This is a genomic window from Syntrophomonas wolfei subsp. wolfei str. Goettingen G311 (assembly GCF_000014725.1).
Classification (GTDB): Bacteria; Bacillota; Syntrophomonadia; order Syntrophomonadales; family Syntrophomonadaceae; genus Syntrophomonas; species Syntrophomonas wolfei.
Window position 1 is genome coordinate 2179469 of sequence record NC_008346.1, and the last position, 25861, is coordinate 2205329.

The 25861-nt window shown below is 45.0% G+C and carries 16 protein-coding genes, 1 tRNA gene and 2 riboswitches; of the genes, 11 read left to right on the forward strand and 6 right to left on the reverse strand.

The features are described from left to right. Positions 1-56: 56 nt before the first annotated feature. Together SWOL_RS09895 and SWOL_RS09900 are read left to right on the forward strand one after the other, a co-directional pair. A complete protein-coding gene (locus SWOL_RS09895; protein ID WP_011641306.1) occupies positions 57-1229 on the forward strand; it encodes a glycosyltransferase family 4 protein in 1173 nt (390 codons plus the stop codon). Then, positions 1216-2235 carry a hypothetical protein gene (locus tag SWOL_RS09900; protein ID WP_011641307.1) on the forward strand — a complete coding sequence of 340 codons (1020 nt, stop codon included), beginning with the start codon at positions 1216-1218 and terminating at the stop codon, positions 2233-2235. The genes SWOL_RS09895 and SWOL_RS09900 overlap by 14 nt, the downstream gene beginning before the upstream one ends. A 25-nt stretch (positions 2236-2260) precedes the next feature. Here the strand turns inward: SWOL_RS09900 and SWOL_RS13680 are convergent, their stop codons facing one another. The 6 genes from SWOL_RS13680 to SWOL_RS09935 all read right to left on the reverse strand — a co-directional run bounded on the left by SWOL_RS13680 (position 2261) and on the right by SWOL_RS09935 (position 14626). Next, a complete protein-coding gene (locus tag SWOL_RS13680) occupies positions 2261-5017 on the reverse strand; it encodes a PAS domain-containing sensor histidine kinase (RefSeq protein WP_242649403.1) in 2757 nt (918 codons plus the stop codon). A gap of 284 nt (positions 5018-5301) precedes the next feature. Beyond that, complete coding sequence (locus tag SWOL_RS13685) at positions 5302-8838, reverse strand: glycoside hydrolase family 130 protein (RefSeq protein WP_011641309.1); 3537 nt, start codon at positions 8836-8838, stop codon at positions 5302-5304. Positions 8839-9129: 291 nt separating this feature from the next. Further along, positions 9130-10932, reverse strand: a complete 1803-nt coding sequence (gene pepF / locus SWOL_RS09920; protein ID WP_011641310.1) for an oligoendopeptidase F — start codon at positions 10930-10932, stop codon at positions 9130-9132. 254 nt (positions 10933-11186) lie between these two features. Beyond that, a complete protein-coding gene (locus SWOL_RS09925; protein ID WP_011641311.1) occupies positions 11187-12407 on the reverse strand; it encodes an LCP family glycopolymer transferase in 1221 nt (406 codons plus the stop codon). 197 nt (positions 12408-12604) lie between these two features. Beyond that, positions 12605-13732, reverse strand: coding sequence for a GTPase HflX (hflX, locus tag SWOL_RS09930; protein WP_011641312.1), 1128 nt, complete (start codon positions 13730-13732; stop codon positions 12605-12607). Between the two features lie 162 nt (positions 13733-13894). Next, complete coding sequence (locus tag SWOL_RS09935) at positions 13895-14626, reverse strand: DUF169 domain-containing protein (protein ID WP_011641313.1); 732 nt, start codon at positions 14624-14626, stop codon at positions 13895-13897. 415 nt (positions 14627-15041) lie between these two features. Here SWOL_RS09935 and SWOL_RS09940 point away from each other — a divergent pair, with 415 nt between their 5' ends. The 9 genes from SWOL_RS09940 to SWOL_RS13690 all read left to right on the forward strand — a co-directional run bounded on the left by SWOL_RS09940 (position 15042) and on the right by SWOL_RS13690 (position 25801). Beyond that, on the forward strand, positions 15042-17015 hold the full coding sequence (locus tag SWOL_RS09940; RefSeq protein ID WP_011641314.1) for an S-layer homology domain-containing protein: 1974 nt from the start codon (positions 15042-15044) through the stop codon (positions 17013-17015). Positions 17016-17183: 168 nt separating this feature from the next. Continuing rightward, positions 17184-17259 (forward strand) — tRNA-Ala (locus tag SWOL_RS09945). 139 nt (positions 17260-17398) lie between these two features. Beyond that, a riboswitch (molybdenum cofactor riboswitch) is annotated at positions 17399-17518 on the forward strand. Positions 17519-17577: 59 nt separating this feature from the next. Beyond that, a riboswitch (molybdenum cofactor riboswitch) is annotated at positions 17578-17700 on the forward strand. Positions 17701-18378: 678 nt separating this feature from the next. Next, positions 18379-19542 (forward strand): [FeFe] hydrogenase, group A, encoded by a 1164-nt coding sequence (locus tag SWOL_RS09950; RefSeq protein WP_011641315.1) that lies wholly within the window; start codon positions 18379-18381, stop codon positions 19540-19542. A gap of 18 nt (positions 19543-19560) precedes the next feature. Further along, complete coding sequence (locus SWOL_RS09955; RefSeq protein ID WP_011641316.1) at positions 19561-19968, forward strand: iron hydrogenase small subunit; 408 nt, start codon at positions 19561-19563, stop codon at positions 19966-19968. A 19-nt stretch (positions 19969-19987) separates the two neighbouring features. Next, the gene (locus tag SWOL_RS09960) at positions 19988-20647 is read left to right on the forward strand and encodes a formate dehydrogenase subunit gamma (RefSeq protein WP_155814200.1); all 660 of its coding nucleotides are present in this window, start codon (positions 19988-19990) and stop codon (positions 20645-20647) included. Between the two features lie 169 nt (positions 20648-20816). Next, entirely contained in the window at positions 20817-21083 is a 267-nt protein-coding gene (locus SWOL_RS09965) for a hypothetical protein (protein WP_011641318.1), read from the forward strand. Positions 21084-21181: 98 nt separating this feature from the next. Further along, complete coding sequence (locus SWOL_RS09970; RefSeq protein ID WP_011641319.1) at positions 21182-21718, forward strand: hypothetical protein; 537 nt, start codon at positions 21182-21184, stop codon at positions 21716-21718. 327 nt (positions 21719-22045) lie between these two features. Continuing rightward, complete coding sequence (locus tag SWOL_RS09975; protein WP_011641320.1) at positions 22046-22669, forward strand: hypothetical protein; 624 nt, start codon at positions 22046-22048, stop codon at positions 22667-22669. Between the two features lie 324 nt (positions 22670-22993). Continuing rightward, complete coding sequence (locus tag SWOL_RS13690) at positions 22994-25801, forward strand: sigma 54-interacting transcriptional regulator (protein WP_011641321.1); 2808 nt, start codon at positions 22994-22996, stop codon at positions 25799-25801. Positions 25802-25861: the final 60 nt, after the last annotated feature.

The following is a 25861-nucleotide window of genomic DNA, read 5'->3' on the forward strand; positions in this document are numbered from 1 at the left end:
GTTTATTACGGGAAGATTTAAATAAGTATCTTTGTTTAATAAAGGAGTGTAGAGTAATGATCCTACTCAATCTGGGAACCTACCCCCCCAAACAATGTGGTATCGCCACCTTTTCCATGGATTTACGCAACAGCCTGTTAATCAATGGTAATGAAGTAAAGGTAATGGCCGTATCGGATAATAGTTATCAATACCATTATACAGACGAAGTGCTTTTTAATCTGAAGCAAAACCATAAACAGTCATATATACGAGCAGCCAATTATTTAAATAAAGCACCGCTGGAGTTGATAATAATACAACATGAATACGGGATTTACGGAGGTATGGAGGGCGAATATATAGCGGAGTTGGTGCGACTCCTGCATAAACCCTTTGTCCTTATTACCCATACGGTTCTACCCCGGCCCTCCAAACGCCAGAAGCAGGTTTTAAATTACCTTTGTTCGCGGGCTTCAGCTATCGTTTGTATGACCAGGCGTTCGGAGCATCTCCTCTCCGACCTCTATGAAGCTCCACCCGAGCTTATCCAGGTAATACCTCATGGGGTACCGGAATTCAAAGAACAAACACAAGATAGCTTAAAAGAAAAATACGGCCTGCAAGGGCGGGATTTAATAAGCACCTTCGGACTTATAGGACCGGGGAAAGGCCTGGAGCTTGGCATCCAGGCTATAGCTCAAATCGTAAAAGAACATCCCCAAGCAACTTATTTAATCCTAGGCCAGACTCATCCCATGTTAAAGAAGCAGGAAGGCGAAAAATACCGGCATATGCTGGAAGATATGGTAGTTAAGCTGGGCTTGGAGCATAATGTTGTTTTTGTTAATAAATTTTTAAGTGATGAAGAGCTGGGCGAATACCTTTATATGAGTGATATTTACCTTAGCCCCTATCCTAATAAGGACCAGGCCGTAAGCGGAACCATGGCTTTCGCCATAGGCTGTGGCCGGGCAATAGTATCGACCTCTTATGCTTATGCTTGTGAATTCCTAAGCGGTGGAAGAGGTCTTTTAGCCGCCGAAGCAGACCCTGAAGAACTGGCTGGGCTAATGAAAAGGATTCTTACAAACCCGGATCTTAAACAAAGCCTGCAATATAATGCTTTAAAACTCGGTAAGAGCTGGAGTTGGCCCAGTGTTGGGCAACAATACACTCGCCTGTTCGAAAAGTTATTAGCCGAGACTCCATTAACAAAGGAGCCCAGGATTAGTTATGCCAGACTATAGACATATGCAAGAAATGAGCCGGGGAAACGGCATTTTGCAGTTTTCTCATCTGGATACAGCGGATCCTACCAGCGGTTTTACCCTGGATGACAATGCCCGGGCCTTGATACTTGCCATGGAGATGCCGGGAGGTCGCGAATATGCCATTTGCTATACTTCTTTTCTCTATCAATCCCAGCATAAAGATGGAAGCTGGTCCAATTTTATGCGGGATGGTAAGTACTCTTCCCTTTTTAATTCCGATGACAGTGTGGGGCGGGCTCTGCTGGCCTGCAGCCTGGGTAGTTCCAGTCCCTGGCCGGAAATAAGTGAGAAATGCCAGGAAATGCTCTTAAGAAACCTGCCCCGGGCCTTTTCTTTTCAATCACCCCGGGCTATTGCCTATACTTTAATTGGCCTGTGCAAGTGCCAATGGTCCGGATTGGGAACAAGGCAGCAGGATTTCATAAAAAAGCTGGGAGAGTTCTTAATCAATCTATATCAAGGGCAACATTCCCAAAAATGGTTGTGGTTTGAAGAATACCTTACTTACTGCAATGGTATTCTTCCCCAGGCCATGTTTGCACTGTACCAGCAAACTGCTGATAAAAGAGCCCTAAAAATAGGCTATGACTCCCTTAATTTTTTGAATAGTATACTTTTTCGCCAGGGTTATCTCAATATTATAGGTAATGATGGCTGGTATTTTCGCGATCAAGAAATAGCTCTTTTTGACCAGCAACCAGTAGATGCCGCTTCTACTGCTTTTGCCTGTATGGAAGCCTATGAAAGCATAGGAGAAATTGAGTTTTTAGAGCTGGCCATCCTGGCGCATAAATGGTACCGAGGTCATAATATTCATGGCTTATCTCTCTATAATGCAGAAACGGGCGGCTGTTATGATGCTATTACTCGGGAAGGGGTTAATTTGAACCAAGGAGCGGAAGCGGTTTTATCTTTATTGTTAAGTGATAAACTTATGGAGAATTTTATCGAGAAGAAAGTTGATATTGACCAGTCTTCATAGGGAAAATGGGGTAGATAAGGGAATATCAATATTGAAATTCCAATATTCCCTCTAGCAGTTCCATTTTGAAACAGACTTCGAAGGTAGTGCCCCGGTTGCTGCTGTCTACCCTGATGCTGGCATTGTGCCGGCGGGCAATGCTATAGCATATAGCCAGGCCCAGGCCCGTACCTTTATCTTTGGTAGTAAAAAAGGGTGTGCCCAGCTTTCCCCAGTAACTTTTATCAATTCCCTTGCCCTGATCTTTTATCGATAATATCACTTCTTCTGCTTCCAGCCGGGTACTAATCTCCAAACTCTGTCCACCTTCCATGGCTTCCAGCCCATTGCGAACCAGGTTAATAATAAGCTGGCGCATCTCTTTATCATCCAATAATAAATTAGGGATTTCCCCTAATTCCAATAGAATATACTTATCAGATACCATGGCATCAGCCAGAAGTAAAGGGTACAATTGCGTTATGATATCATTCAGGTTCAGGTTATGAAGGTTTACCATTTTATTCTTGGCCAGGGACAAAAATTCAGAAATAATTGAATTGGCCCGATCCAGTTCTTCCAACATAGTATCAAAATATGCCTGGTATTTGGTTAATTCTGTATTTTGGGACATTAGCTGCAGGAAGCCCCTTACTGTTGTCATGGGATTTCTTACTTCGTGGCCGATCCCCGCAGCCATTTCCCCCACTGTCTGCAACTGGGCGAGCCTGAGCATCTCTTTCTCCATCCTGCGCTGCTCCGTGATATCTTCGGCCAGGATCTGTACCCCTTCAAGATTACCTCCTTTCATAATTAAGGAACCTTTTACCCGCAGCAGTACCTTTCGACCATCTTGGCATAAAGCCTGGTGTTCGTAGGTTTTTACCTCCCCACAATGTTCGCGTTCTAGTACGCGAGCTTTAACCAATTCCAGGTCTTCTGCAGGGACAAAATCAAAAATCGACTTGCCTATCATCTCTTCCCGGCTGTAACCCAGGCATTCTATCGTTTTACGGTTGACAAAACGCAGGCGAAAATCGGGCCCGTAGATATAGAAAAGCTCGTTCAGGTTGTTAATCAACTCCTGCTGCTCCTCAAGCTGGCATTGCAATTTATCCCGGGCCTCTCTGAGTTCGCTCACATCCCGGCTGAAAAACAACACTTCCAGCTTACCGGCGGGGTTTCTTATAAGTTTTCCCTGGACTTCAATCCATACATAGGAACCATCCTTCCTTCGATGCCGGCATTCACAGCTTCCCTCACCATTTTCCAGGAGTTCCTGAAATGCAGAGCAAGCCCGGGCATGGTCCTCAGGATGAACCCAATAAAATAAATCCCGTCCCGATATATCTTCTGCAGTTAAACCCAGCATTTTATAAACCGTGGAATTCCAATATATATATTGCATCTTATCAGGACAAAACGTGGAAATCATCAGGAAGGAGCTATCAGCAATTATGCGGTATCTCTCTTCCGAATACCTTAACTCCTCCTCGGCCTGTTTTTTGCTGCTGATATCGCGGGATATACAAAGCCATTCGGCCTGGCCGTCCCGGTAAAGCATTTTGCCATTGGTATCCAACCAGATATAATTCCCGTCTTTTTTACGATAGCGAAACTCAGCGCTGTTATATCCAGTTCTTTCCCCTTCCTTTACTGCCTTAAAGACTCTTTCGTGGTCTTCCGGGTGAACCCGATCAAAAAGGTTTACCTGGCTATACTCTTTGCTGGAAAAACCCAACATTCTTTCCAGGGCGGAATTTGTGTATTTAGGACCGTAGCTGTTACAATCAACTACGGTTATTCCATCAGCAGCAGAATCCACTATATAGCGATAGCTTTCTTCCGATGCTTTAAGTGCCTCCTCCGCCTTTTTCCGCTCGCTGATATCACGAGTAACCAGCAGTATTTCTTCTTCTCCATGCTCATTCCAAATTATTCTACCTATCGCTTCCAGCCAAATATAGGACCCGTCTTTTTTTGCTGAGCGGTATTGTGCCCGGCCATGACCTGCTCTTGATCCTTCTTCCAGCTTTTTTGTTACCCGAGCCCGGTCATCCGGATGCATATGTTCAAAGCAGTTTTTCCCTATCAGTTCTTCAGGTGAATAACCCAGCATCCTATGATGAGAAGGGCTAAGATATCGATAGCAATTCGTCCTGGGATCGATTATGCTAATAAGATCAAAAGCATTATCCGCAATCAAACGATAGCGCTCCTCCGATTCTCTTAATCTTATTTCGGTCTGTTCCTGCTCACTGATATCATTCACAAATATATAATAATACCGGCCATCACTGCTGCGGTTAACCACATATTTTAACATTAAATCTTCGCCATTTTTGCCAGCAATATTTAGCTTGTTTTTCTTTATTCCTGGTCCAGAATTCTCATATTCGGCAATAATTGCAGGTATAATTGCTTTAAGATCTTCGCGCTCATTTAACAACCTTAGTTCCTGCCGGCTATATCCCAAAGTATTGCAGAGGGCCTGGTTTACCGCCTTAAAGGAAGCATCCTTATTGACGGCCAAAAAGGCCTGGCTGGAATGTTTGAAAGCCCCCAGCATAAAGCGTAAGCTATCACCTGGGGTCTCCCGGAACTCATCATCTGGATAAAATAAGATTTCGCTATTTGTATTGGCTTTCTTACTCTTTTCAGTTCTTTCCGTTTTACCCGCCATTATTTCCCTCCATGGACAGCAATCAAGCTTAATTAGTACCTTACCATATTCTTCTTCTATTTTCTTTTTCCTGCTTAATATCTCTTTTTTTACATTACTCCCCTGCCCAGCAATTTCCATTGATATCAACTATGCAACAGCCATGGGTGGTTAGTAAGAAAAGTCGCAACCATTGTTGAACCATTGTTCAACCATTGTATTAGTAAAGTGAGAAATTTAATTTGTTTCCTGCTACATCTTACTATTCAAGCTTCTACTAACCCACTTTTCATCAACAACAAAAGGGGTTTTTGCAGCGTAGTCAACTTAATTACCGAACATGAAATAGGAGAGGCTATAAAAGAAGAAAAAGCTGGAACTCATCGAACCAGCTTTAACTATAACTTAATTTTTATTGTAAAAACCTAAACCTGAACCTCCACTCGGAAGACCTCCGGGACCAGGTCGGCCAGGGTAGCCCGGGCCATTCCTATGCTGGTATCAGCCGCCCCGTAATAGACCAGTATTTCATCATTGTCTTCCAGTACTTCCTTATCAGTAGCAGCTACTGCGCCACAGGTAAAAACCACATTGGGTACCCAGGCTCCAGAAAACCCGATTTCATAGTCTTCTTCCGGTTCCAAAACGGGATTGGGTGAACGGTAAATTACCTTGGCCGGATCATTTAGATCAACCAGAATTACTCCCAAGCGGTAAACATAATTATAGTCTACCCCGTGGTAAACCAGAAGCCATCCATATTTGGTCTTCAAAGGCTGCGCCCCGGCTCCGATTTTTAGGGAATCCCACATTCTTCCCGGGCGGGGACCGATGATAATAGCATGGTTTTCTTTCAGAGGAAAACTTATTTCTTTCATATAAGTAGCCCATATGCTGGGTTCGATACGGTGATAAATAACATACTTGCCGTTGATTTTTTCCGCGAATAGTATAGCATCTTTATCCCAGATATTCTTGAAAGCCAGGCCATCCCTTTTCCAATTTTCATATTTGCCAGCCAGAAAATCCTCCACTTTTATAGAAGCGGCAGCTATTTGTGCGATATTTCCATCATAAGCCGTGTAAAGCATGATTATTCTATCTTCTATAATAATTAAGCGGGGGTCTTCGCAGCCCCTCTTCTCCTCTGCGGTAGATGGGGAGAAAATAGGGCGAGGCAATCGCTCCAAGACCTTATAACCATCCGAAATGGCCAGGCCGATACGCGAGATACCATCACTACCCACAGCCCGGTAAAACAAATAGACCTTATCCTTAATCCGCAAAGCTCCCGGGTTCAATACATATTTTGACTCCCAATCATGTTCCTCAATCGGCTCCAGAATGGGATTGCCTTCATATCGTTTCAAGTATTTACTGGGCTCATTGGTGATTTCCTGTACCACCACCGCTACATCCCGAGGTCGAGCGGGCAAGAGGGTATCCAGGAGGTTCTGACCGCCCTTGTTCGCCTGGATGAGGCGAAAGATGATCTGGGTTATTTCTTTCGGGTCATAACCCAGTTCCTGGTAAAGCAATTCCAGGAACTCGTGATTGAACCAGCGATTCTCTACGCTGGTAGTCATGGGGGTGGGGATCTTTATCCCACCCTTGAAGCTATAACTGGCCCAGCTCCAGGCTGTGCAGGTGAGGAAAGTTTCATCCTCCAGAACCTGACTGAGCCCATAGCTATCAGCCATCAGGGTAAAGATGCGCGATTTTTCTTCATTTCCCTGCTCTGATAACTTTTTGGCCAGGTATCTCAGCTTTTCTACCAATTTGCGGTGATGTTGATTTTCAAAAATATTCAAGGCCGATAACTCATCGCCTTTTTGTAGCTTTAGTAAAGAGTAGCCCACCTTGAGACCCAGGTTTTTTCGTTCTCGCACAATTGCTTGAAATAGCTGGGAAAAATTTTCCGCTACTGCCAATCGCCGAATAATACTGGTAAAATACCTTAAACGAGGATATTTGCCTCCTTTTCCCTCTTCCAGATATTTGATGGTAATTCGACCGGTAACCCGGTTTAAATAGGACAAGCGTATCTGGGCCAACTCCCCCGGGTGCAGTTCTTCTTTCAAAATGATAGGCTTTATATCCACCCAGTGGAAACTTTCCGGTTTTAAATTATCCAACAGCCATAAGAGGGTGCGGTCAGAATACAAACGGCCTTCCACCAGGTTGGCATAAGTAAGAGCATCACGCGCCTCCATCTTCTTGAGCAAGTCTGCCGGTTTGTAGCAGGCCAAAGGAATCATTATATTAACCGGAGGGAAACGCACCAGCATTTCTCGCAAGAGGTCTTCCCCCACCGTAAACATGGAATGCTGCGGGAAAACCGCAAAAAGAGCCTCGACAAATTCTTCCAAGCCTTGCTCGTTATACAGGTCACCGGGGAAAAGCTCCTCCAGGCTCTGTTCCAACCGCTCCATAAAATCCTTAACTGCTGTCACGATGGTTGGGGGAGGAGCATTTACATCTACGGCTAATCCCTGCTCCAGGAAAGCATTAAAGGAATTCTCGTAGCGTTTTCTCAATTCCCGGAATATACAATCAGTGTTAATCAAACACTGATCCTTTCCCAGAATTTTTTTAGGAACTACCAGGGGTTTACCTGGAACATATTCCATATATCCTAGCGGAATTATGGCTGGTTTGACCTGTTCCCGCCGGTGCAGCCATTGCCGGCTTAATTCTGGTTTTAGCAGCCAAAAGCGGTTAGACAGGCATTGCCGTATATTGTCCATCTTACCTACTAATATGGCGTCCTTTTCGCGAGTAGTGAGAAAGCCCAGCTGCTCGCTGAAGCTGCGCATTTCCAGGACATAGCTGGCCACTCGCCCGTTATACAATGTGGTCAGAGCCGCCAGAATCTCCCGGTGATCTGCTTGCTCATCGAAAGTATAGGCCAGGAGTAAGGAAAACAGGGCAGAAACCCATAGTTCATCCGAAAGGTGAAATTTTTCCGGAGGCAGTTGTAATTGCTTTTCGATCTCCTTTTCATGATCACAGCTATGCAAAAGGCTGCGGTATTTGTGGTAACCCTCCTGAAAACTCTGCCAGAGATCGGGAAATGAATAGCTCTCAAAATCGGGCTGCTTTACTTCACTACGAGCTAAAATATCAGCTACCTTGATTACCAGGCGATCCTGCAACCAGATGGCACTATCCCGTCTAAGTGCTTCAAATATGGTACCCAGGTTATCATAAAAAATCCTATTTCTGGTTTCCAGACTGTGTGGTTTTATAACTCCTCCCATATTTACTTCGCAAATACTCTTGCCCCAGCAAAGAGCGCGGGTCAAGAGCCAAAAATCCACCCCATAGCCCCGGATATTATCACCCCAGAAACGGGCTTCATGCGCCAGTTCCTCACAGAAATCGTGGGATATGGCATAGGTTCCTCCCAGGGGATCGCCCACCCGGCTGCCATAAAAGGCTTCCAAAACCGGAGCTGCCAGCATATGAGCGATACTGTCTATACCCAGGTGACGGCGCAGGCTCCCCAGGACCAGGTCATAGTGCCCCTGTATGGGGGTCAAAAGGCTTTCCAACCAGGCTCCATCGATTCCCGGCCCCCTCTCTGTAGCCATATTGGCGCTGAAAACCAATAGGTCCGCATCCAGGCGCGCACTTATTTCTATGATGGCCCTGACGCTCATGCCCCGGCCGCTTATTTCCCGGGGTAAAAGGAACTCAATATGTGGGTGCTTCAATTCCAGTTTTTTTATGGAATCTATAACTGCCTGACCCGAGTTGTCACCTACACAGACTATTAATTGCCTGCGGCCGATCCAGGACTGTAATACCTGATCTACCGATTGCAATATTAAAGGTAGTGCCTCCACTTCATTGTGGAAAGGGATGCCTATAAGCAGGTCATAATTAGAATACTGCTCAAGTTCAGGCGCTATTTCCCTTAAAACTTCATCAAAGAGGCTTTCGGTATTTAAATTGTTCAATTCCTGGCCCCTCCTCGTTATCATGTGGCAAAAAGCTAAAATCCTTTTGTTACCCGTTTACTATAATAATATGTTCATTTTGGCATCTTAATATTTATTTGCCGCTGAATAATTGCCAACTGTAAAAGCACCTTTTATTAATAATTGATTAACCCCCCACGACCCAGGGGGTCACAACCACCGACGACCAATAACTCCTCACCCATCACCCCTCACTCCTCACTTTCCTTACTAAGCAAAAAAATAAGCGCCAGGGCTTTTTGGCCTGACGCTTGCTATTGGGCTTAATGCTCAAACATTCAACACCGCTTCCATTTCCGCCACCAGCCGGGCAAAAAGGTGCAAAGCTTTTTCTACCGGTTCAGGGGTAGTAAGATCAACCCCGGCTTTTTTAAGTAGATTAAGCGGGTAATCAGAGCTGCCTGATTTGAGGAATTCCAGGTAGCGAGCAACAGCCGGCTTACCCTCTTGCAATATCTGCTCCTTCAAAGCTACCGCAGCGGAAAAACCGGTAGCATATTTATAAACATAGAAGGCAGAATAAAAATGAGGTATACGAGCCCATTCCATATCTATTTCTTCATCCAATACCGTATCCGTGCCATAGTACAAACGGTTTAATTCACGGTAGCTCTGGCAAAGACCGTCTGCCGTCAAGGTCTGGCCCTGCTCCACCTGCTCATGAATCTTCTTCTCAAATTCGGCAAACATGGTCTGGCGGTATACGGTTCCCCGGAACTGTTCCAGGTAGTGGTTGATAAGATAGGCCTTTTCCCGGGGTTCACGGCTTTGGGCCAGCAAATAATCAATAAGCAGCAGTTCATTAACCGTAGACGCCACTTCCGCCACAAAAATACTATACTGGCTGTAAACATAGGGCTGATTTTTATTGGAATAATAACTGTGCAGGGCATGACCCATCTCATGAGCCAGGGTGAAGACATCATCCAGTTTATCATCATAGTTCATAAGAACATATGGATGGGAGTCGTAACAACCCCAGGAATAAGCCCCGCTGGTCTTTCCCTCGTTCTCATAAACATCAATCCAGCCGCCCTTCAGCCCGCCCCGCAAAATTGCCAGGTATTCATCCCCCAGGGGCTGCAGGGCCTTTAATACCATTTCCTGGCTCTTCTCATAGCTTACCTTGCTTTTAAATTCCTTAACCAACGGAGCATAGATGTCATACATATGCAATTCATCCAGACCCAGAGCCTTTTTCCGCAAGCGCAGGTAACGATACATGGGTTCCATATTATTATGCACCGTCTCCACCAGGCGTTCATAAACCTCAGGGGAAATATTATCCTGATCCAGCGAAGCTTCCAAAGCTGAGGGATACTTGCGCACCCGGGAATAGAAAATATCATTTTTGACATTGGAAGCAAGGCTCATAGCCAGGGTATTCTTTACTTTACCATAAGAGCCGTATAAAGCCGTAAAGGCTTCTTTTCTCACCCGGCGCTCATTACTCTCCATAAAGCTGCCATAGCGCCCTTTGGTAAGCTCCACCGCTTTGCCTTCTTCATCTTGAATTACCGGGAATTTGATATCGGCATTATTGAGCATTCCAAAGATATTTTTGGCTGCCAGGGACAAATCCGCACTCATAGCCAATATGCGCTCTTCCTCCGGGGAGAGTATATGTTCTTTTTGTCGCATCAATTCATCCAGCAAACGCGAATACAATTGCAGATCTTGATTTTCGTCCAGAAAAGCTCGAATCTTCTCCGGGGCCAGGCTGATTATCTCCGGAACAATATAGGCGCTGGCACTGCCCAGTTCTATACTCAGTCGCTGCACCCGGTCAAAGAGGGCTTGATAGTGGGAATTGCCGTTATCCTCATCCCGCCTCATACGGGCATAAACATAGAGCTTTTCCGCCTTGCGCTCCAGTTCATGGGAAAATTCCAACACTTGCAAGAGTTGGGTGGAAGAACTACCCAGTACTCCCTTATACTTCTCCAGTGCCGGTATCTGTTCTTCCAGCTTTTTATAATCCTCTTCCCAACTATTTTCGTCCGCATAAATATCTTCCAGCTTCCATTTATACTCCGGGCCGATTTCTTCCCGTTTTTTGCTCTGGCCTTCCATTCTGTTCCCCCTTTTCTTCCTGGCTTTGTATTATTCTTAGTTTTCGAGTCTTTTAGCATTATACCCCATTTACCAGCTTATTTTGCAGCATTATTCGGTATATGGCCGGCAGTTAGCAATATTAATCATTTGGAAGTTTTATCAGAATAAATTAGGTAGCAGCCCGGGAAAGCGAACTGCTACCTTAATTTTGTTAGGAATCCGGCTGCTTTAAAGAGGCCGGGAAACATCACCTCGTTATAGGCTGGTGTAAGCTACAGCAAGGGATCGGGCTGGGTAGTATCCGGCTGTTTCTGTCCCTCATCCGGCGGTACAGGAGCCGGGGTCGTCCCGCTTCCTCCACTATTTTCCGGTGAATTCGACCCCTCGACCGGCCCTGGTACAAGTGGGGAATGTTCTTCCCCGCTGATATTTTCCTTTTCCCCTGGGATAACCGGCTCTAAATAACCTTCAGAGGAAGATAAATCTTCTTCTGTTTCCACAGCTTGTTCCTCCTGCCCTGCTTCGAGCTCGCTGGCTTCAACCGAATCTCCGGGGCTTGATGATGGGGCCGGCTTCTGTTTAACCCAGCTGGGCCTGGCTTGAGCCACCTCAAAGGTCTCGCCGGCAAAAAGGGCGGCAACTAAGCCATTGGCTATCTTTTCATCAGCCTGCCAGTAGCTGGCCCCGCTGGCCGGGTCGGTATAAGAGTAACCGGGCAAGGTCTGGGTAATCATATCTTCGGTCTTGAAATCCCGAGCTGTCTTCGCCAGGTAAATCATGTCATCTGCTGGTAGATTGGTTTTAACATTTTTCGCTATCTCCGGCAACAGGCGGGGAAGTTTAAGGATGGTACTACCCTGTAGTACTTCCTCCGCCAGAGCCTTGACAAAGGTCTGCTGCAAACCCGTACGACCAATATCTGCAGTGGGAACCCCGCGAAAACGGACAAAACTCAGGGCCTGCTGCCCATCCAGGCGCTGCTGTCCTTGGGAAAGATTTATCTGCAGCTTGGGGTCGGGATCCCAATGGTACATATCATGTTCCACATTAATGTCCACCCCTCCCAGGATATCAATAATCCTGGCAAAACCATTAAAATTACTTACCACATAGTAATTAACCGGGATTCCCAATAAATCGCTTACTACCTTACAGGCCGCCTCGGGTCCCTTAATATAATTTACACTATTTATCTTATCATAACGCTTAGGGGAAACCTCCACCCTGGTATCCCGAGGAATCCAAACCAGGGCCACTTTCTTATTCTTGCCGTCTATGCTGGCCAGAATCATGGTATCACTGCGAGAATTTACCTCATTGGAACGAGCATCAATACCCATAAGGAGAATATTAACCTGCTTGCCACCGCTGATTCTAGTCTGTACTGATTGTTCGGTAAACTGATCCCCGATAATTTTCCCCAGTCCAAAAGCAGCCAAAAATATTAGACCAAATAAGACTATCTTCTTCCTAAAAACATCTTTTATTCGCATTCGGACTGCCTCCGCTTCTTTTTAGCACTTATCAACAAAATTTTACTCACTCATTTTAACGCCGCCACCTTCTATTGTCTATGCTTTTATGGCCCGGCTTCTTTCAGCACAATTAATCGGAATTTAAAATTATTACGAAAAATAGGATTTTTTAAGATGAAATGCCAAGAAGCAATCCGCTATTGTCGGGAAAGAATTTAAGATATAGCTTCCAGCCGGTTTTTGATTTGGCCAAGCAGCTCCTCTATCCCCTGGCCAGTGCGGGCCGATACATAGTTGGGAGGAGCTTGGATGGGACTTATTCCTGCCAAGAGGTCAACTTTGTTGAATACCGGCATGATTCTTTCTTTTTCGGCTCCGAGTTCTTCCAGCACCCCTTCCACTACCTTGATCTTATCCAGATAAGCAGGATCAGCTAAATCTACTACATGTAAAAGCAGATCAGCTGCCACCGCTTCCTCCAGGGTAGAGCGAAAAGCTGCCACCAAATGATGAGGCAAGTTCTGAATAAAGCCAACCGTGTCCGTAATGAGAACTTCATAGTGGGAATCCAACTTAATTTTCCGGGTAGTGGTATCCAGGGTTTGAAAAAGGCGGCGGTTAGCTTCAACCTGGGGCTGCCCACTGCTATGGGCCACCTGGCAAAGAGCATTGAACAAGGAGGACTTCCCGGCATTGGTATAGCCCACCAGGGATATAACCTGGTATCCAGCCCGGTGCCGCTGTTTTTTATGCAATTCCCGGGTCTTTTCCAACTTTTCCATCTGCCGTTTTATTTCCCGAATACGGCTTCTAATATGCCGCCGGTCCAATTCCAGTTTCTGCTCTCCAGCACCCCTGGTCCCTATTCCCGCCCCCAGTCGGCTCATTTCTTTTCCTATACCTGTAAGCCGTGGTAAGCGGTATTCCAGGCTCGCCAGCTCCACCTGTAAAAGGCCTTCCCGGCTTCTGGCCCGCTGGCCAAAGATATCCAGAATCAGAAGAGTTCTATCAACTATTTTTATCTGTAGTTTATCCTCCAGCTTTCTAAGCTGGGTGGGAGAAAGCTCACTATCAAAGATCAAGAGCTCAGGCTCCTTTTCAGCTAGCAGATGCTCAAGTTCCTGTAGTTTACCTTTGCCGATATAAGTGGCAGCATGGGGCTTGTCGCGAGCCTGGGTTAGAGTAGCCACCACTTTCGCTCCGGCGGCCTCAGCCAATCCGGCCAGTTCCTGCAAAGAGGAGTTAAACTCCGCTTCTTTTGTGGCCCCGGTTTTTACAGCAACCAGTATCGCCTTTTCCCAAGTAGTTCTTTTAGACAATGACTCAGCTCCTTGTTTATTCATTTTCTTGTTTTCCTTTTAAATAAGAATTATAGGCACTTATCATCAAGAAAATAGATTATTTAGACGCAGAGGGGCGCAGATTTTTATGATTAGCGCTTAATCTTATAAAACTAACTTCTATTCTCATCGGTGGTTGTGCCCTCTGGCCATGAGGAGGTAGTTCTAATTCTCTAATTTGGCCTGCAATCGCTTATAGGCGGTTTTTTCGATGCTGCGTTTCATAATAGTGTTTTTAAGCTCAGGAAGTACTTCAACTATCTTTTCTAAATCTTTAAAAGGTAATCCCAGCAAAACTTCGTCTTCCTTCTGGTCGGTAGAGCCGCGCCCACCAAAACAACTGAGGCTCAAGTTGATGTTTCCCTCTAAAAAGGGGATAACCGTGGCATCTACACAAACTCCCTGTGAAACAGCGGTAGTAAAAGAGTAGCGGCCTCCTTTATGATAGTTGTTGGCTATCAGTACCCACATTAGAGTCGCGGGCTTACCCTGTAAGATAACTACCTGGGGCTCAAAATCAGCCTCATCCAGTGCTGCCAGCAATATCCGGGGATAAGCTCCCAGTGGAATTCGGGGGGTAAGAGCGGAAACCTGAGCTGCCATTTCGGGGGAAGCGAATAGATTCAGCCGGCTATGCATTTCTCCGCTTCTTATTTTTTCCGGCAGAGGCCTTAAACCCAAGGCGGCGGCACCATTGGCGCAAGCCAGGTTATCAGCAGTAGCCACAAGTTTGTCCCCATTTTGGGCCAGCATCACAAACTGGCAAAAACTAAGATCCAGGTCAAAGCGGTAATCAGGTGGAACTTCCTCTTCATCGCTAAGAAAACGAACCGCCACCGGTCGCCGATACAGTTCCAAAAAATATTTCAGAGCCTGAGCATAATTATAGTAATCCATTATCAAGCACCCCTCTCCCCATCGCTAATATTCTGCAGCTTTCTCTTAATTTTTAAATCGCCTCAATCATATCTTTTTTATAAGCTTAATCTACTTTAAACCACTAAATAGCGTAAATATCATTATTATAGCACAGCTTTTCTTCCCCTCCATCCCCCTATAACACCAAGTTATTTCTCTTTTCAGGAAGGAAAAACCATGTTTTTAGCAAATAGATATATAAAGTAAGACTTGCTTCAGGTGGAGTTTTAACTCCACCTGAAGCTTAGTCGCACTTATCCAGAGACTTAGTCGCTCTTACTCCCGCCTATAGAGGCGGGAGTCTTAGAGCGAGTTAGTCATCGGATAAATGCAGATTTTTTGATTGCGGAAGTATTGCTAAAGATTAAATTTTTACTGCAAAAGGAGGATCATCATGCAAAGAAAGTTCTGGGCAGGCCTGTTATTTCTATCTCTTGTTCTTAACAGTTTTATCTTTTCCGGGCCGCCCCTGTCCGCCGCTACAAGTTTCCCTGATACCAGCAGTCACTGGGCCAAAGATTATATCCAGCAGTTATCCAGCTCGAATTATCTTTCTGGCTATCCGGACGGTACTTTTAAACCGGACCGGGATATGAGCAAAGCTGAGTTTATCACGGTATTAACACTCTGCCTGGGGGTCGAAGCCAGTGATAAAACCACTGTAAACTACAAAGATACCGGTAAACACTGGGCCCTGGGGCGTATAAATGAAGCCGTCAAGCGGGGGATACTTATCCCCGCCGAGGATCCTGACGGTTTGCGCCCGGATGAAAGCATCAAACGCAGCCAGGCCGCAGCCATGTTGGTCAGAGCTCTGGGTAAACCGGCGGATAATGGCACTCTGCCCTTTAATGACCGGGCTACAGTAGAAAAAAGCATGTACCGTGGTTATATAAAAACTGCTTATGACCTGGGGCTAATATCGGGTTTTCCCGACGGCAACTTTGAGCCATTCCGTAATATGACCCGGGCCCAGGTCTGCACTGTAATGTCCAAATTTCTAGCGGCGCGGGGCATTTCTACTCCAGTCACTCCCCCGTCCAGTTCCGTCACCGGCAACATAAATACCCTGGCTTTGGGAGAACGCTTGTTCAACCTGCAAACTACTCCCATTTATATCAAAATCAATTTTACCGATCTCAGAATCTCCTCTATTGTTGCTGCTGGATCTTCAGTTTTAATCAATGGAAACCAGAAGCTGGAGCTGGAGTCAACTAGCGATAATCCAGATCTTATTATTAACAACAACCGTTATGCTATCAGAAGGTATTCGCTTAGCGGTAACAAACTGGTAGCCTACCCTGGTTGCCGCAAATTCAACCGGATCAGCCCCGGGACTTATACCTACAATTCAGATTATATAAAGCTCTATATAAATTCAGTTAATAGTGAACGCTATCTTTCCGACTTGGAGATAGTTGATGAATATACGGTGAAACTGGGGGAGAAAAACTATAACTTGAGCCAGGATAAGGTTACGATCCAATTAGATAAGGATTTTTACGATATCAAACGGGTTATCATGGGAGACAGCGATACTTCACCCCAGCTCAGTAAAACCGATCCGGTGGTTTTTGAAGGTCTTTCCATGAGTGATATTCTGGCCATCTTTACCGGTACTTCAACCCTTAACCTGCAGTCCAGCAACCGAATAGACTTCATTATTGATGGGAAACGCTATACCATGTCCCAGGTAAAGCTGGATGCCAAAGGTAATTTTACCGTTAACAGCAAGAACTACCCCTCAACCAATGTCATTATGATTATTGACGGAACTCAATACAAGATAAATCACATCGATATAAACAATAGTAAATTCATATTTTATTGCGATGCCGGCAGTACTCACGAGTGGGTAATTATAAACAATGAGTACCATAACCCGGACGATGTCAGGATACTCTGGGACGGCGGCGTCTATGAGCTAAATGAGGTAATTACTGTAAAGCGCAATATCCTGCGTATAAAGGGCCGGCAATATGATCTCGATTCCAGTTTCAAGGTACGCTTTGATAACAAAGTCTATGATATTGACCGTATCGACTATGACGCCAGCCTGCAGGCTACCGTAATAGAAACGGGTAAAACCAGTACTGGTTACCTGGCCAGCCAACCCCAGAAGTTTGTCTTCTTCAAAGGCAGTCGCAAGCTCCAGGAAGGAGCCAACAATGTCACCATATATGTAAATTATACCTGGGTGGATTTCAATCAAATCCTTATCGTGGATCCCTCTCGTCTGACTTATAAGAACAGCAACTATGATCTGATTGGAAGCCGCATAAAGATTGACCGTATTGAATACAAGATTGTAGACAGCTCATGGCATGGCCTGAACCAGGTGCTGGATCTCTACCTGGAAGAAACTTGATGAAATAGTAAAGGAGATTTCCCACAATCCCTGAATGAAATTAGCCCGGGTAGGGATACAGAAACTTCCCTCCCGGGCTAATTTGGCGCTTTCATGCTTGATATCTTTTAATTAATTCCATCGAAACTATAGCTGCAGTAAATTTTTTTGTGATATAATGGTCGGCGTGGGGGCGTGGCTCAGCTGGGAGAGCACCTCGTTCGCAACGAGGGGGTCAGGGGTTCGAATCCCCTCGTCTCCACCAGATACTACCATTGGTGTGACAAGAGAACCGTCAACCGTCCCCTTGTCATCTTGCGTGACAAAATAATCAAAATAATGTTTCCCTCATTAAGACTATTGCTTTCAAACTTGGGCTATGATAAACTACCTTAAAAGAATAAAAGAATATATATCTCCGAGCTGGGGAGTCTAAGGCGAAGCTATGATTCACCAAGCCTGTAGGTGTAGACTGGAAACGGATACGCCTTCCCGTATTGTGAAAAGGAGTTAGTATCAACTGTTCGAAATGCAGACAGATGTTGTGTGCTCTAATTCACATACATCTGTTTTATTATTTTAATTGAATATTTGTTTCCAAGCCTTTGAACCTAAGGTTTATAACTATGGTTCCCAGGCCGATGGGTATAGATTGGAAACGGCTATGCCTCCCCGTATTGTGGAAAGGAGACGACGAGGGCTTATTTTATATAGGTTTAAATGGTCGTGTTCTTTTTCCAGGACACGACCTTCTTGTTTAAGAAGGAAAAAAGCGGGATTCGTTCTGGTTCTCCCTAAGGTTTTGGGAAGCAAACGGGTACAGGTAGGCATAAAAGCTAACGTCTCAATTTAATCAGGTAATATGCTGCAAGGCTATTACATACAATCCCAATCTTTTTCTCCCCGCTTGCAAACAAGCGGGTTTTTTTTTAAATCAACCCATGAAGGTTTAATATATTTTCTTTGTCTTACGATAGAACCATCCATAGTTACTTAAGTGCTGGGAGAGATTTTTAAGCATCGGAAGATACTGCTTAAGCAGTTTACACACCCTGCGACGAGGCGAGGGATTAGAACCCGCCGCCTGTTTTGTGAATAGGCGACCGTTTAGCACCCTGCGGGCACCACTGATGTTCGCTTCGCTCACTATTATGGATGCGGGGGACATCTTTTATCTCGTTATAGGAAAAAAAACTTCAAGTAGCTCTATAACCTTGTTCATGAAGAATAAGGGTTTTTATACCTGGTCCAGTTTTTCTTTTTAATATTATCCATGAAGGATATCGCTTATCCCCTGTATTGATCGATTGCAGGAGTGGATTTTATTAGAAGGAGGTGGGCCATTTTTTATTGGGTTTATCCAGTTTAAAAGGAGGGAAAAGATTTGAGTACGGTTTTAAGTGATGGAGTAATTCATGTAAGTGATGACTGTAAAGCTTGCGACCATTGTACCTTTATTTGTCCAACCGGAGCTATTTCGGGGGAACTCGGGCAAAAGCATCATATCAGTCCTAAAAAATGCATTAACTGTGGGCAATGCTTAATAAACTGCCCTTTTAATGCTATTGATGAATTCTCCCGGGTTGAGGAACTTAAAAAGGCCCTGGCCGATTCCCAGAAGTTTGTGGTAGTTCAGGAGGCACCAGCGGTCAGGGTTGCTCTGGGCGAGGAATTCGGGCAAGCTCCGGGAACCAATGTAAAGAACAAAATGTATGCGGCTCTGCGCAAACTGGGTTTTGACAAGGTATATGACACCGAGTTTACAGCTGACCTCACCATTATGGAAGAGGGTACAGAGCTCATCCATAGGGTTTACGGTTTTTTGGGCGTACCCGGTTTTGAAGAAGTGGGTCCTCTGCCCCAGTTTACCTCCTGTTGTCCGGCCTGGATCAAATATGCGGAGGACAACTACCCCCTGGTACTGCCTCATATTTCCTCGGCCAAATCGCCCCAACAAATGTGGGGAGCAGTAGCTAAGACCTACCTGGCGGAAAAGCTTAATGTGGATCCGGCCAATATGTTCTCGGTATCAGTTATGCCCTGTACAGCCAAAAAATATGAATGTGAACGCCCCGAGTTTATTGCCAGTGGACATCAAGATGTGGATCTGGTAATAACCACCCGCGAATTGGCACAAATGATCAAAGATGCCGGAATTGATTTTATGGGGCTGCCCGATGAAGAGGCGGATCGTTTTGTGGGCCTTTCCACCGGTGCCGCCACCATATTCGGCGCCACCGGTGGGGTTATGGAAGCAGCTCTGCGTACCGCCTATGAAATCCTCAGCGGGGAAAGTCTGGGCAAGGTGGAATTCGATGCAGTCAGAGGATTAGATCCAGTTAGAGAAGCAACCGTAGAAGTCCCAGTGAAAGCACTGGGCACAAGCCTGCCCGTCAGTGTTTGCGTAGTAACCGGAACCAAGCATGTGGCCAATGTAATCGAAGATGTCCTGGCCGGGCGCAGTAAATATCATTTCATAGAGGTCATGAATTGCCCGGGCGGCTGTATCAATGGTGGGGGCCAACCCATCCACAGAGATACCTATTAGGAAGGAGGGCATTAATCTATGAAGTTATTCCATGAAAGTGAAGGCATCACCAGAAGACAGTTTTTTAAGGGTGCAGGTATGCTTACTATGGCTGCTGTAATTAGTGGTGTTTTCGCCAAGTTTGGTTTTGATGTTTTTGCCGCCAGTGATGATTACATCGCGAAAAGAGCGGCTGGCCTCTATACCCTGGATGAGTCCATGGCGATAAGAAAGTCGCATGAAAACCCGGAAGTAATCCAAATATACCAAGATTTCCTCTCCCCGGGCAAGCTGGAGTGCGTCAGCCCCAAGGCTCACCACCTGCTGCATACCAAATACGGCCAAGATATTCCCGGATTTATAGCTGAACTAAAGAATCCCCATTATGTGCATGAAGCGGAACCGGCTGCTAATGAAGAGGCCAGTGCCGAAGAACCCGCAGCCTAGCTAGAAGGGAGGAAAAATGATGAGTAATGTAAATGGAAAAGTATTAAAACATGGTACCCAGACCAGAACCATGCACTGGATTCACTTGCTGGCCTTCATCATCCTGGGCTTGACTGGAATTGGTTTTTACTGGGACATAGGCGGAATTGCCAGTATCTTTGGCGGGGAAGCCAACGCCTCTCTAGTTCATCGCTGGACCGGGGTGGTCTTCATTGTAGGACCACTTCTCTATATCTTACTGAATTTTGACCGTTTTTCTCGTTTTATTGATACCATTTCTCACTTCAGCAAAGATGATTTTGCCTGGCTGAAGGTGATGGGAGGATACCTTCCCTTTCTTAAGGTAGATGAGGTTCCTGCACAGGACAAATACAATGCGGGCCAAAAAATTCTGGGCTGGTTGATAATTATCGGTTGCCTTTTGGTAATACTAACTGGCTTCCCCATGTGGTTATGGCGTCATTCTGTGCCTGCAGTATTTCTCGCTTTCTGTTATGATGTTCACTTTTGGACCGCAATTATTCTGATATTACTGGTAGCAGGCCATTTTTTTCTGGCCGCCATTCACCCCAAATCTCGGGTTGAATTCTCCTCCATGATGCTGGATGGCTATATCGATGCAGAGATTACTGCCCATCATAACGCCAAATGGTTTACAGAACTAAAAGAATCATCTTAAAAGCTTCTCCTTAATATATTGTTTTAACCCGCCTGCAGGCGGGTTTTTTTACCTCAAGTTTTACCAAACCTTGCATTATATATTCTTTTAAATTACCATATTCTATAGGTCATTTTGATTCAAGAAAGGATTACTAAGGCTTTATCCTTGGGGAAACGGAGGTTTTATTATGACTTTTGATGCGGCCATAATTACTGAAAAGGGTGTTACTTTTGTGATAATAATTGTAAAACCAGAAATATTAAAACATGATTTCACCATCAACGAAGCCAGACAGGTTTTTTCCAAGTTTTTTCCCACCATGCCCATAATCCTAATGGCACAGGAATCAGCTACCACCCCTACTTATCAAGGGAGGCAGGACTTGGTCAAGTTTTTAAACACTGTAGATTATATGCTGCTTCCCTGGAAGAGCTATACAGTAAAGGAAGGCTAGATTTTTTGATTAGCTAAAACAGCACTATGTTGAAACTGTTAAGCAGCTTCTTCCGTTGCTTAAATATTATAAAGCCAACTCAAGACAAGGAGAAAAATATGATTTACAAACTAACTTTATTAAGAGATTTGCCGGAAGCGGAGGCCGGATTTAGTTTTTATCTGAAAGGCGGACTTGCTTCCGAGGATGGAGAAGACTGGTTTTCCTGGATTACCCGGGATAGTATTTATACCCGCATGTATCATCTTTTTTGGGAAGAGCGCAGTGACTGGGTGCTGGTAGAAGACAGCAATATTCCGGATAACCGCTATGACTTGCAAGATTGTTTTCCCGATCACCGGCTCCTTGGTTTCAAGGAAGCCCTGGACAGTCAGGGCTTTATTTATGATGAAAGTTCGTATGGTATAAATAATATCCGTTGCTGTGGTGAACAGCTTAAAATGCTGGGAGCTACCAAAGCCGACTGTGTTTATTGTTCAAATTGCGGTAAAGGGGTTCAGGATGCGGTAAATTACTTGGTGTGGGGCCTTAAGGATGTCCCCCCTCCACGCACCTATCTCTATGAGTTTCGTTATGATCCTTTCAAGAAATACCTGGCGGGAATCATTAAAGACGAAAACTTGAAAAAAGACTAAAAGCTACACAATTAGAAAGACCGGCGATTCATAATGTAATCACTTCGATTCATTTTTGTATCAATTTATCGATTCATTATTGTATTGTACGGTTTTTATTATTTGCTTTTCAATATCCTCAAACTCTTCTAAGACCTATCTTCGGTTGTTTTTTCAATTTTCTTTTTCATTTTCCTCGTTTTTTGGCACGCAAATTGCAACATGATAAGTGCAGAGGAATAAATCCAGCAAAAATAATATTTTCGACCCCGCAACGAATTTAGCAAAGTCCTCCGTTGGATGAAAATACACAGGGTGTCAGGCCCTGGAATTAAAGGAGGTAATCTTATGAAGAAGAATGATGAAAGAGTGAGAGAAGATTGGGTCAACTCCTACCTTGACATCATGGAACAGCTTCAGGGACCTGTTATGCAGCAGGAAGCAATGAACTATGAGGAAATGAACGAGGTCTTGAGGCAGAACTGTATGCAGGAGGAGGAAGTGGGAGAATACTCCATGATTGACCGCTGGGTACAGCTTTACCTGGGTTTAATGGATCTCCTGCACGGGCTATTCCAGCAGCCAAGCCTGGATATTGAAGCCATTAACCAGGAGTGGATCCGCTGTTTCCAACCAACTGCAATCCCTGTGGGTGAACAGTTAACTGCCAAATGGGTCAACACTTACCTGGATTTTGTGGAGCAGTATCAAGGTTGGTTAGAACCAGAGAAACCTGTGGCTATCGAGGAGATCAACCGGGAATGGATTCGCTGTTTCCTTCCCCAGGAGGCAGAGCAAGAGGGTCAGTTGATAGAAAAATGGGAAGCTGCTTTCTTGCATCTTAACCATGAACTGCGAGGAATAACCGAGAAGAAAGCTGATTTTACTATTGAAGAAATCAACGATGCATGGCGCAACCTGTTCTTTCAAGATGAAATTAAGGCTGTAGCCCTTAAAAAGAAAGTGGCTTAATTTAAAAAAATATAATACTACTCAGAAGTGATTTAAAGCGATATTATAATATACTAACAATTTAAGAAACTATATTACTAAATTTATTTGAAACTACCATTAATCTTAAGAATAATTCAAGCTGAAACTTGTTTTCCTGGTATTCTAACTGGCTTAAGTTCTAAACACTAGTATTGCTTTCAAAAAAAACGATATTCAATGGCAATGACTAACAATTACCCGACCAGTGCTTTACTGGTTGGGTAATTGTTGTGCCCAAATAATGCCTTCATCTCCTGTAGCTCTACTTATGATATAATTAGTTCGACAGGAGGATGAAATTGGATGAATTCCAGCGAAACAAGTTTAAGCCCTTTTGTAGTTCGATATGATACCAACCTCCAGGATGTATCCTCGATTTTCAAGCGGAATGATATCGAATTCCTACTGGTATCTGACGAAAAAAAGCAGATTATCGGCAGGATTTTTCCCCAAAATATTGTAGAAGCTAACGATATCGGACTGGCACCCGATACCCCGGTTCAGCAGATTATGCCTTCTAATCCACAGTTTATTGAATTCATTCATGAACTGCATTTAGTTTTTGAGGATTCCTTTGCTTCAGAACAGGATACTTCACCAGGAAATAACTATATCAAGGATAGTTATTTCCATCTTATATGGCAACTCTGCCGAATATGGCATAAAAACGCCAGCGAATGGGAGGCCTGTTTCAATTCTATTTATAACCCGGTTATTTCCATTGACGGGGAAGGAAGAATTAACCTTCTTAACCGCGCCCTGGAAAAATCCACTGGTATTAGTGCCTCTGAAGCTCGCGGTAAAAAAGTCACTGATATCTTTACCAACAGCAAGCTGAACGAGGTCTTGACCACGGGTCAAACCCAGGCCACCCGCAAGATTCAATATCAGGACAAGATCCTTCTTACCAACCGTACTCCCTTGTATAAGAATGGAAGAATTGCCGGAGCGGTGGCCGTCCTGCAAGATATCTCCGAACTGGAGCATATTGCTGAAGAACTGGCCCGCACTCGGGAACTTAACCGGCAATTGGATGCTATTTTCGAATCTTCTTTCGATGGTCTTTATTTAACTGATGGAGAAGGAAACACTTTGCGCCTCAACCAGGGATTTGTGCGTATAACCGGAATCAGTATGGAAGAATGCGTTGGTTCTAATATGCGTGAATTAGTTGATACCGGGGTCTTTTCCGATTCCGGCACCTTGCTGGCCCTGGAGAAACAGGAGCGAACCACTATTACTCTGGTAGCCAGAACCGGCAAAGAGGTCCTGGTCACCAGCACACCCATTTTCGATGAGCAAGGCAATATTGCTTTTATTATTACCAATGTTCGCGATATTACCGAACTTAACGAGTTGGAGCGCAGGCTTAAACATATAGGATTGCGCGATCGTGAACTGGATACTATTCTGGATTCCTCTTTTGATGGTATTTTTATTACCGATGGTGAAGCCAACACCCTGCGCCTTAATCAGGCCTTCGAACGTATTACCGGGGTAACAGCGCAAGAGTGTGTCGGGCGCAATATGAAAGAACTGGTGGACGAAGGTTATTTCTCCGGTTCAGGAACGTTGCTAGTCCTGGAAAAGAGAGAAAGAGCCACCATTACTCTGGTGACCAGAACCGGCAAGGAGGTTCTGGTTACCAGCACACCCATTTTCGATGATCAAGGTAATATTATGCTGGTAGTTACCAATGTTCGCGATATAACAGAATTAAATGAGCTGGAGCGGGAATTCAAAAAGATGGTAGGCCTGCGGGAACGGGAATTGGATGCGGTTTTCGAATCCTCCTATGATGGGCTTTACATTACGGATGGCGAAGCCAATACCCTGAGGCTTAACGAGGCTTTTGAACGCATACTCGGAGTAAAAGCCGAGGAATGTATAGGTCGCAATATGAGAGAACTGGTGGCTGAAGGTGTCTACTCCCGCAGCGGCACCCTGCTGGCTTTAGAGAAACAGGATCAGGTAACTATTACTTTGCAGGCAAAAACCGGAAAAACCGCCCTGGTAACCAGTACACCCATACGCGATGAACATGGCAACATTATCCTGGTGGTAACCAATGTTCGGGACATCAGCGAGTTGAACGAACTGCAGGAGAAATTGGGACACGCTGAAGAGCTTAGCCGTTTCTTCCAGAGTGAATTGCAGGAAATGAAACTACGTACCCAGTGTGTAATTCACTCCAGTAAAATGCGGGAATTAATCAGTATGGTAGTCCGAATAGCAGCAGTGGATTCTACTGTCCTCATACAAGGCGAATCCGGGGTGGGCAAGGAACTGGTGGCCAATACCATACACAGCAACAGCAACCGCAGAGAGCAACCGATGATAAAGATAAACTGTGGGGCTATTCCCGAAAATTTACTGGAATCTGAGCTTTTTGGCTATGAACCGGGAGCCTTTACGGGAGCCAGCAAGCAAGGCAAGGTCGGCATGTTTGAAGTGGCCGATCAAGGCATCTTGTTTCTGGATGAAATCGGTGACCTCCCTCTAAGCCTGCAGGTTAAACTGCTGAGAGTATTGCAGGATAAAGAAATTTTGCGGGTAGGAGGCACCAAACCCATAAAGGTGGATGTGCGAATAATCGCTGGCACCAATTATAATCTCAAGGAAATGGTGGAGAAAAAGCTGTTCCGCAAAGACCTTTTTTATCGCTTGAATGTTATACCCATTACCGTTCCGCCTCTGCGCGAGCGCCGGGAAGATATCCCTATTCTGGCCAATCATTTTCTGGATAATTTTAACCAGAAGCATGGAATGAACAAGAAGCTATCCGGCAGTATCCTGGCTTATTTCATGGAATATGACTGGCCGGGCAATGTTAGGGAGTTGGAAAACCTGGTCGAGCGCCTGGTAGTAACCAGCCTCAACCAAACTATTACCGCTCACGATCTCTCTGCCTGGTCGGAACTGAAACCCGAAAATAAATCTGATAATGAACACGGAATCGTTCGACTGCAGGATGCCCTGGAGAATACGGAAAGAAGAATACTGGAAAATGCCTTTTCAGTCTGCAAGTCTACCTATGAGGTGGCCAGAGCATTGGGTATTAGCCAGCCTACAGTAGTTAGGAAAGCAGCAAAATATGGAATAAGAGGGTAAAAGGCATCACAGCTTTTTCCCCTTGGAATGATTTTCGCTCTGTTGTCTTCATTCTTATGA

Excerpts from the sequence above, each read along its gene's own strand:
- SWOL_RS09895 (WP_011641306.1), top strand. The coding sequence starts at position 57 with ATGATCCTACTCAATCTGGGAACCTACCCCCCCAAACAATGTGGTATC.
- SWOL_RS09900 (WP_011641307.1), top strand. The coding sequence starts at position 1,216 with ATGCCAGACTATAGACATATGCAAGAAATGAGCCGGGGAAACGGCATT.
- SWOL_RS13680 (WP_242649403.1), bottom strand. The coding sequence starts at position 5,017 with ATGGAAATTGCTGGGCAGGGGAGTAATGTAAAAAAAGAGATATTAAGC.
- pepF (WP_011641310.1), bottom strand. The coding sequence starts at position 10,932 with ATGGAAGGCCAGAGCAAAAAACGGGAAGAAATCGGCCCGGAGTATAAA.
- SWOL_RS09925 (WP_011641311.1), bottom strand. The coding sequence starts at position 12,407 with ATGCGAATAAAAGATGTTTTTAGGAAGAAGATAGTCTTATTTGGTCTA.
- hflX (WP_011641312.1), bottom strand. The coding sequence starts at position 13,732 with ATGAATAAACAAGGAGCTGAGTCATTGTCTAAAAGAACTACTTGGGAA.
- SWOL_RS09935 (WP_011641313.1), bottom strand. The coding sequence starts at position 14,626 with ATGGATTACTATAATTATGCTCAGGCTCTGAAATATTTTTTGGAACTG.
- SWOL_RS09940 (WP_011641314.1), top strand. The coding sequence starts at position 15,042 with ATGCAAAGAAAGTTCTGGGCAGGCCTGTTATTTCTATCTCTTGTTCTT.
- SWOL_RS09955 (WP_011641316.1), top strand. The coding sequence starts at position 19,561 with ATGAAGTTATTCCATGAAAGTGAAGGCATCACCAGAAGACAGTTTTTT.
- SWOL_RS09960 (WP_155814200.1), top strand. The coding sequence starts at position 19,988 with ATGAGTAATGTAAATGGAAAAGTATTAAAACATGGTACCCAGACCAGA.
- SWOL_RS09965 (WP_011641318.1), top strand. The coding sequence starts at position 20,817 with ATGACTTTTGATGCGGCCATAATTACTGAAAAGGGTGTTACTTTTGTG.
- SWOL_RS09970 (WP_011641319.1), top strand. The coding sequence starts at position 21,182 with ATGATTTACAAACTAACTTTATTAAGAGATTTGCCGGAAGCGGAGGCC.
- SWOL_RS09975 (WP_011641320.1), top strand. The coding sequence starts at position 22,046 with ATGAAGAAGAATGATGAAAGAGTGAGAGAAGATTGGGTCAACTCCTAC.
- SWOL_RS13690 (WP_011641321.1), top strand. The coding sequence starts at position 22,994 with ATGAATTCCAGCGAAACAAGTTTAAGCCCTTTTGTAGTTCGATATGAT.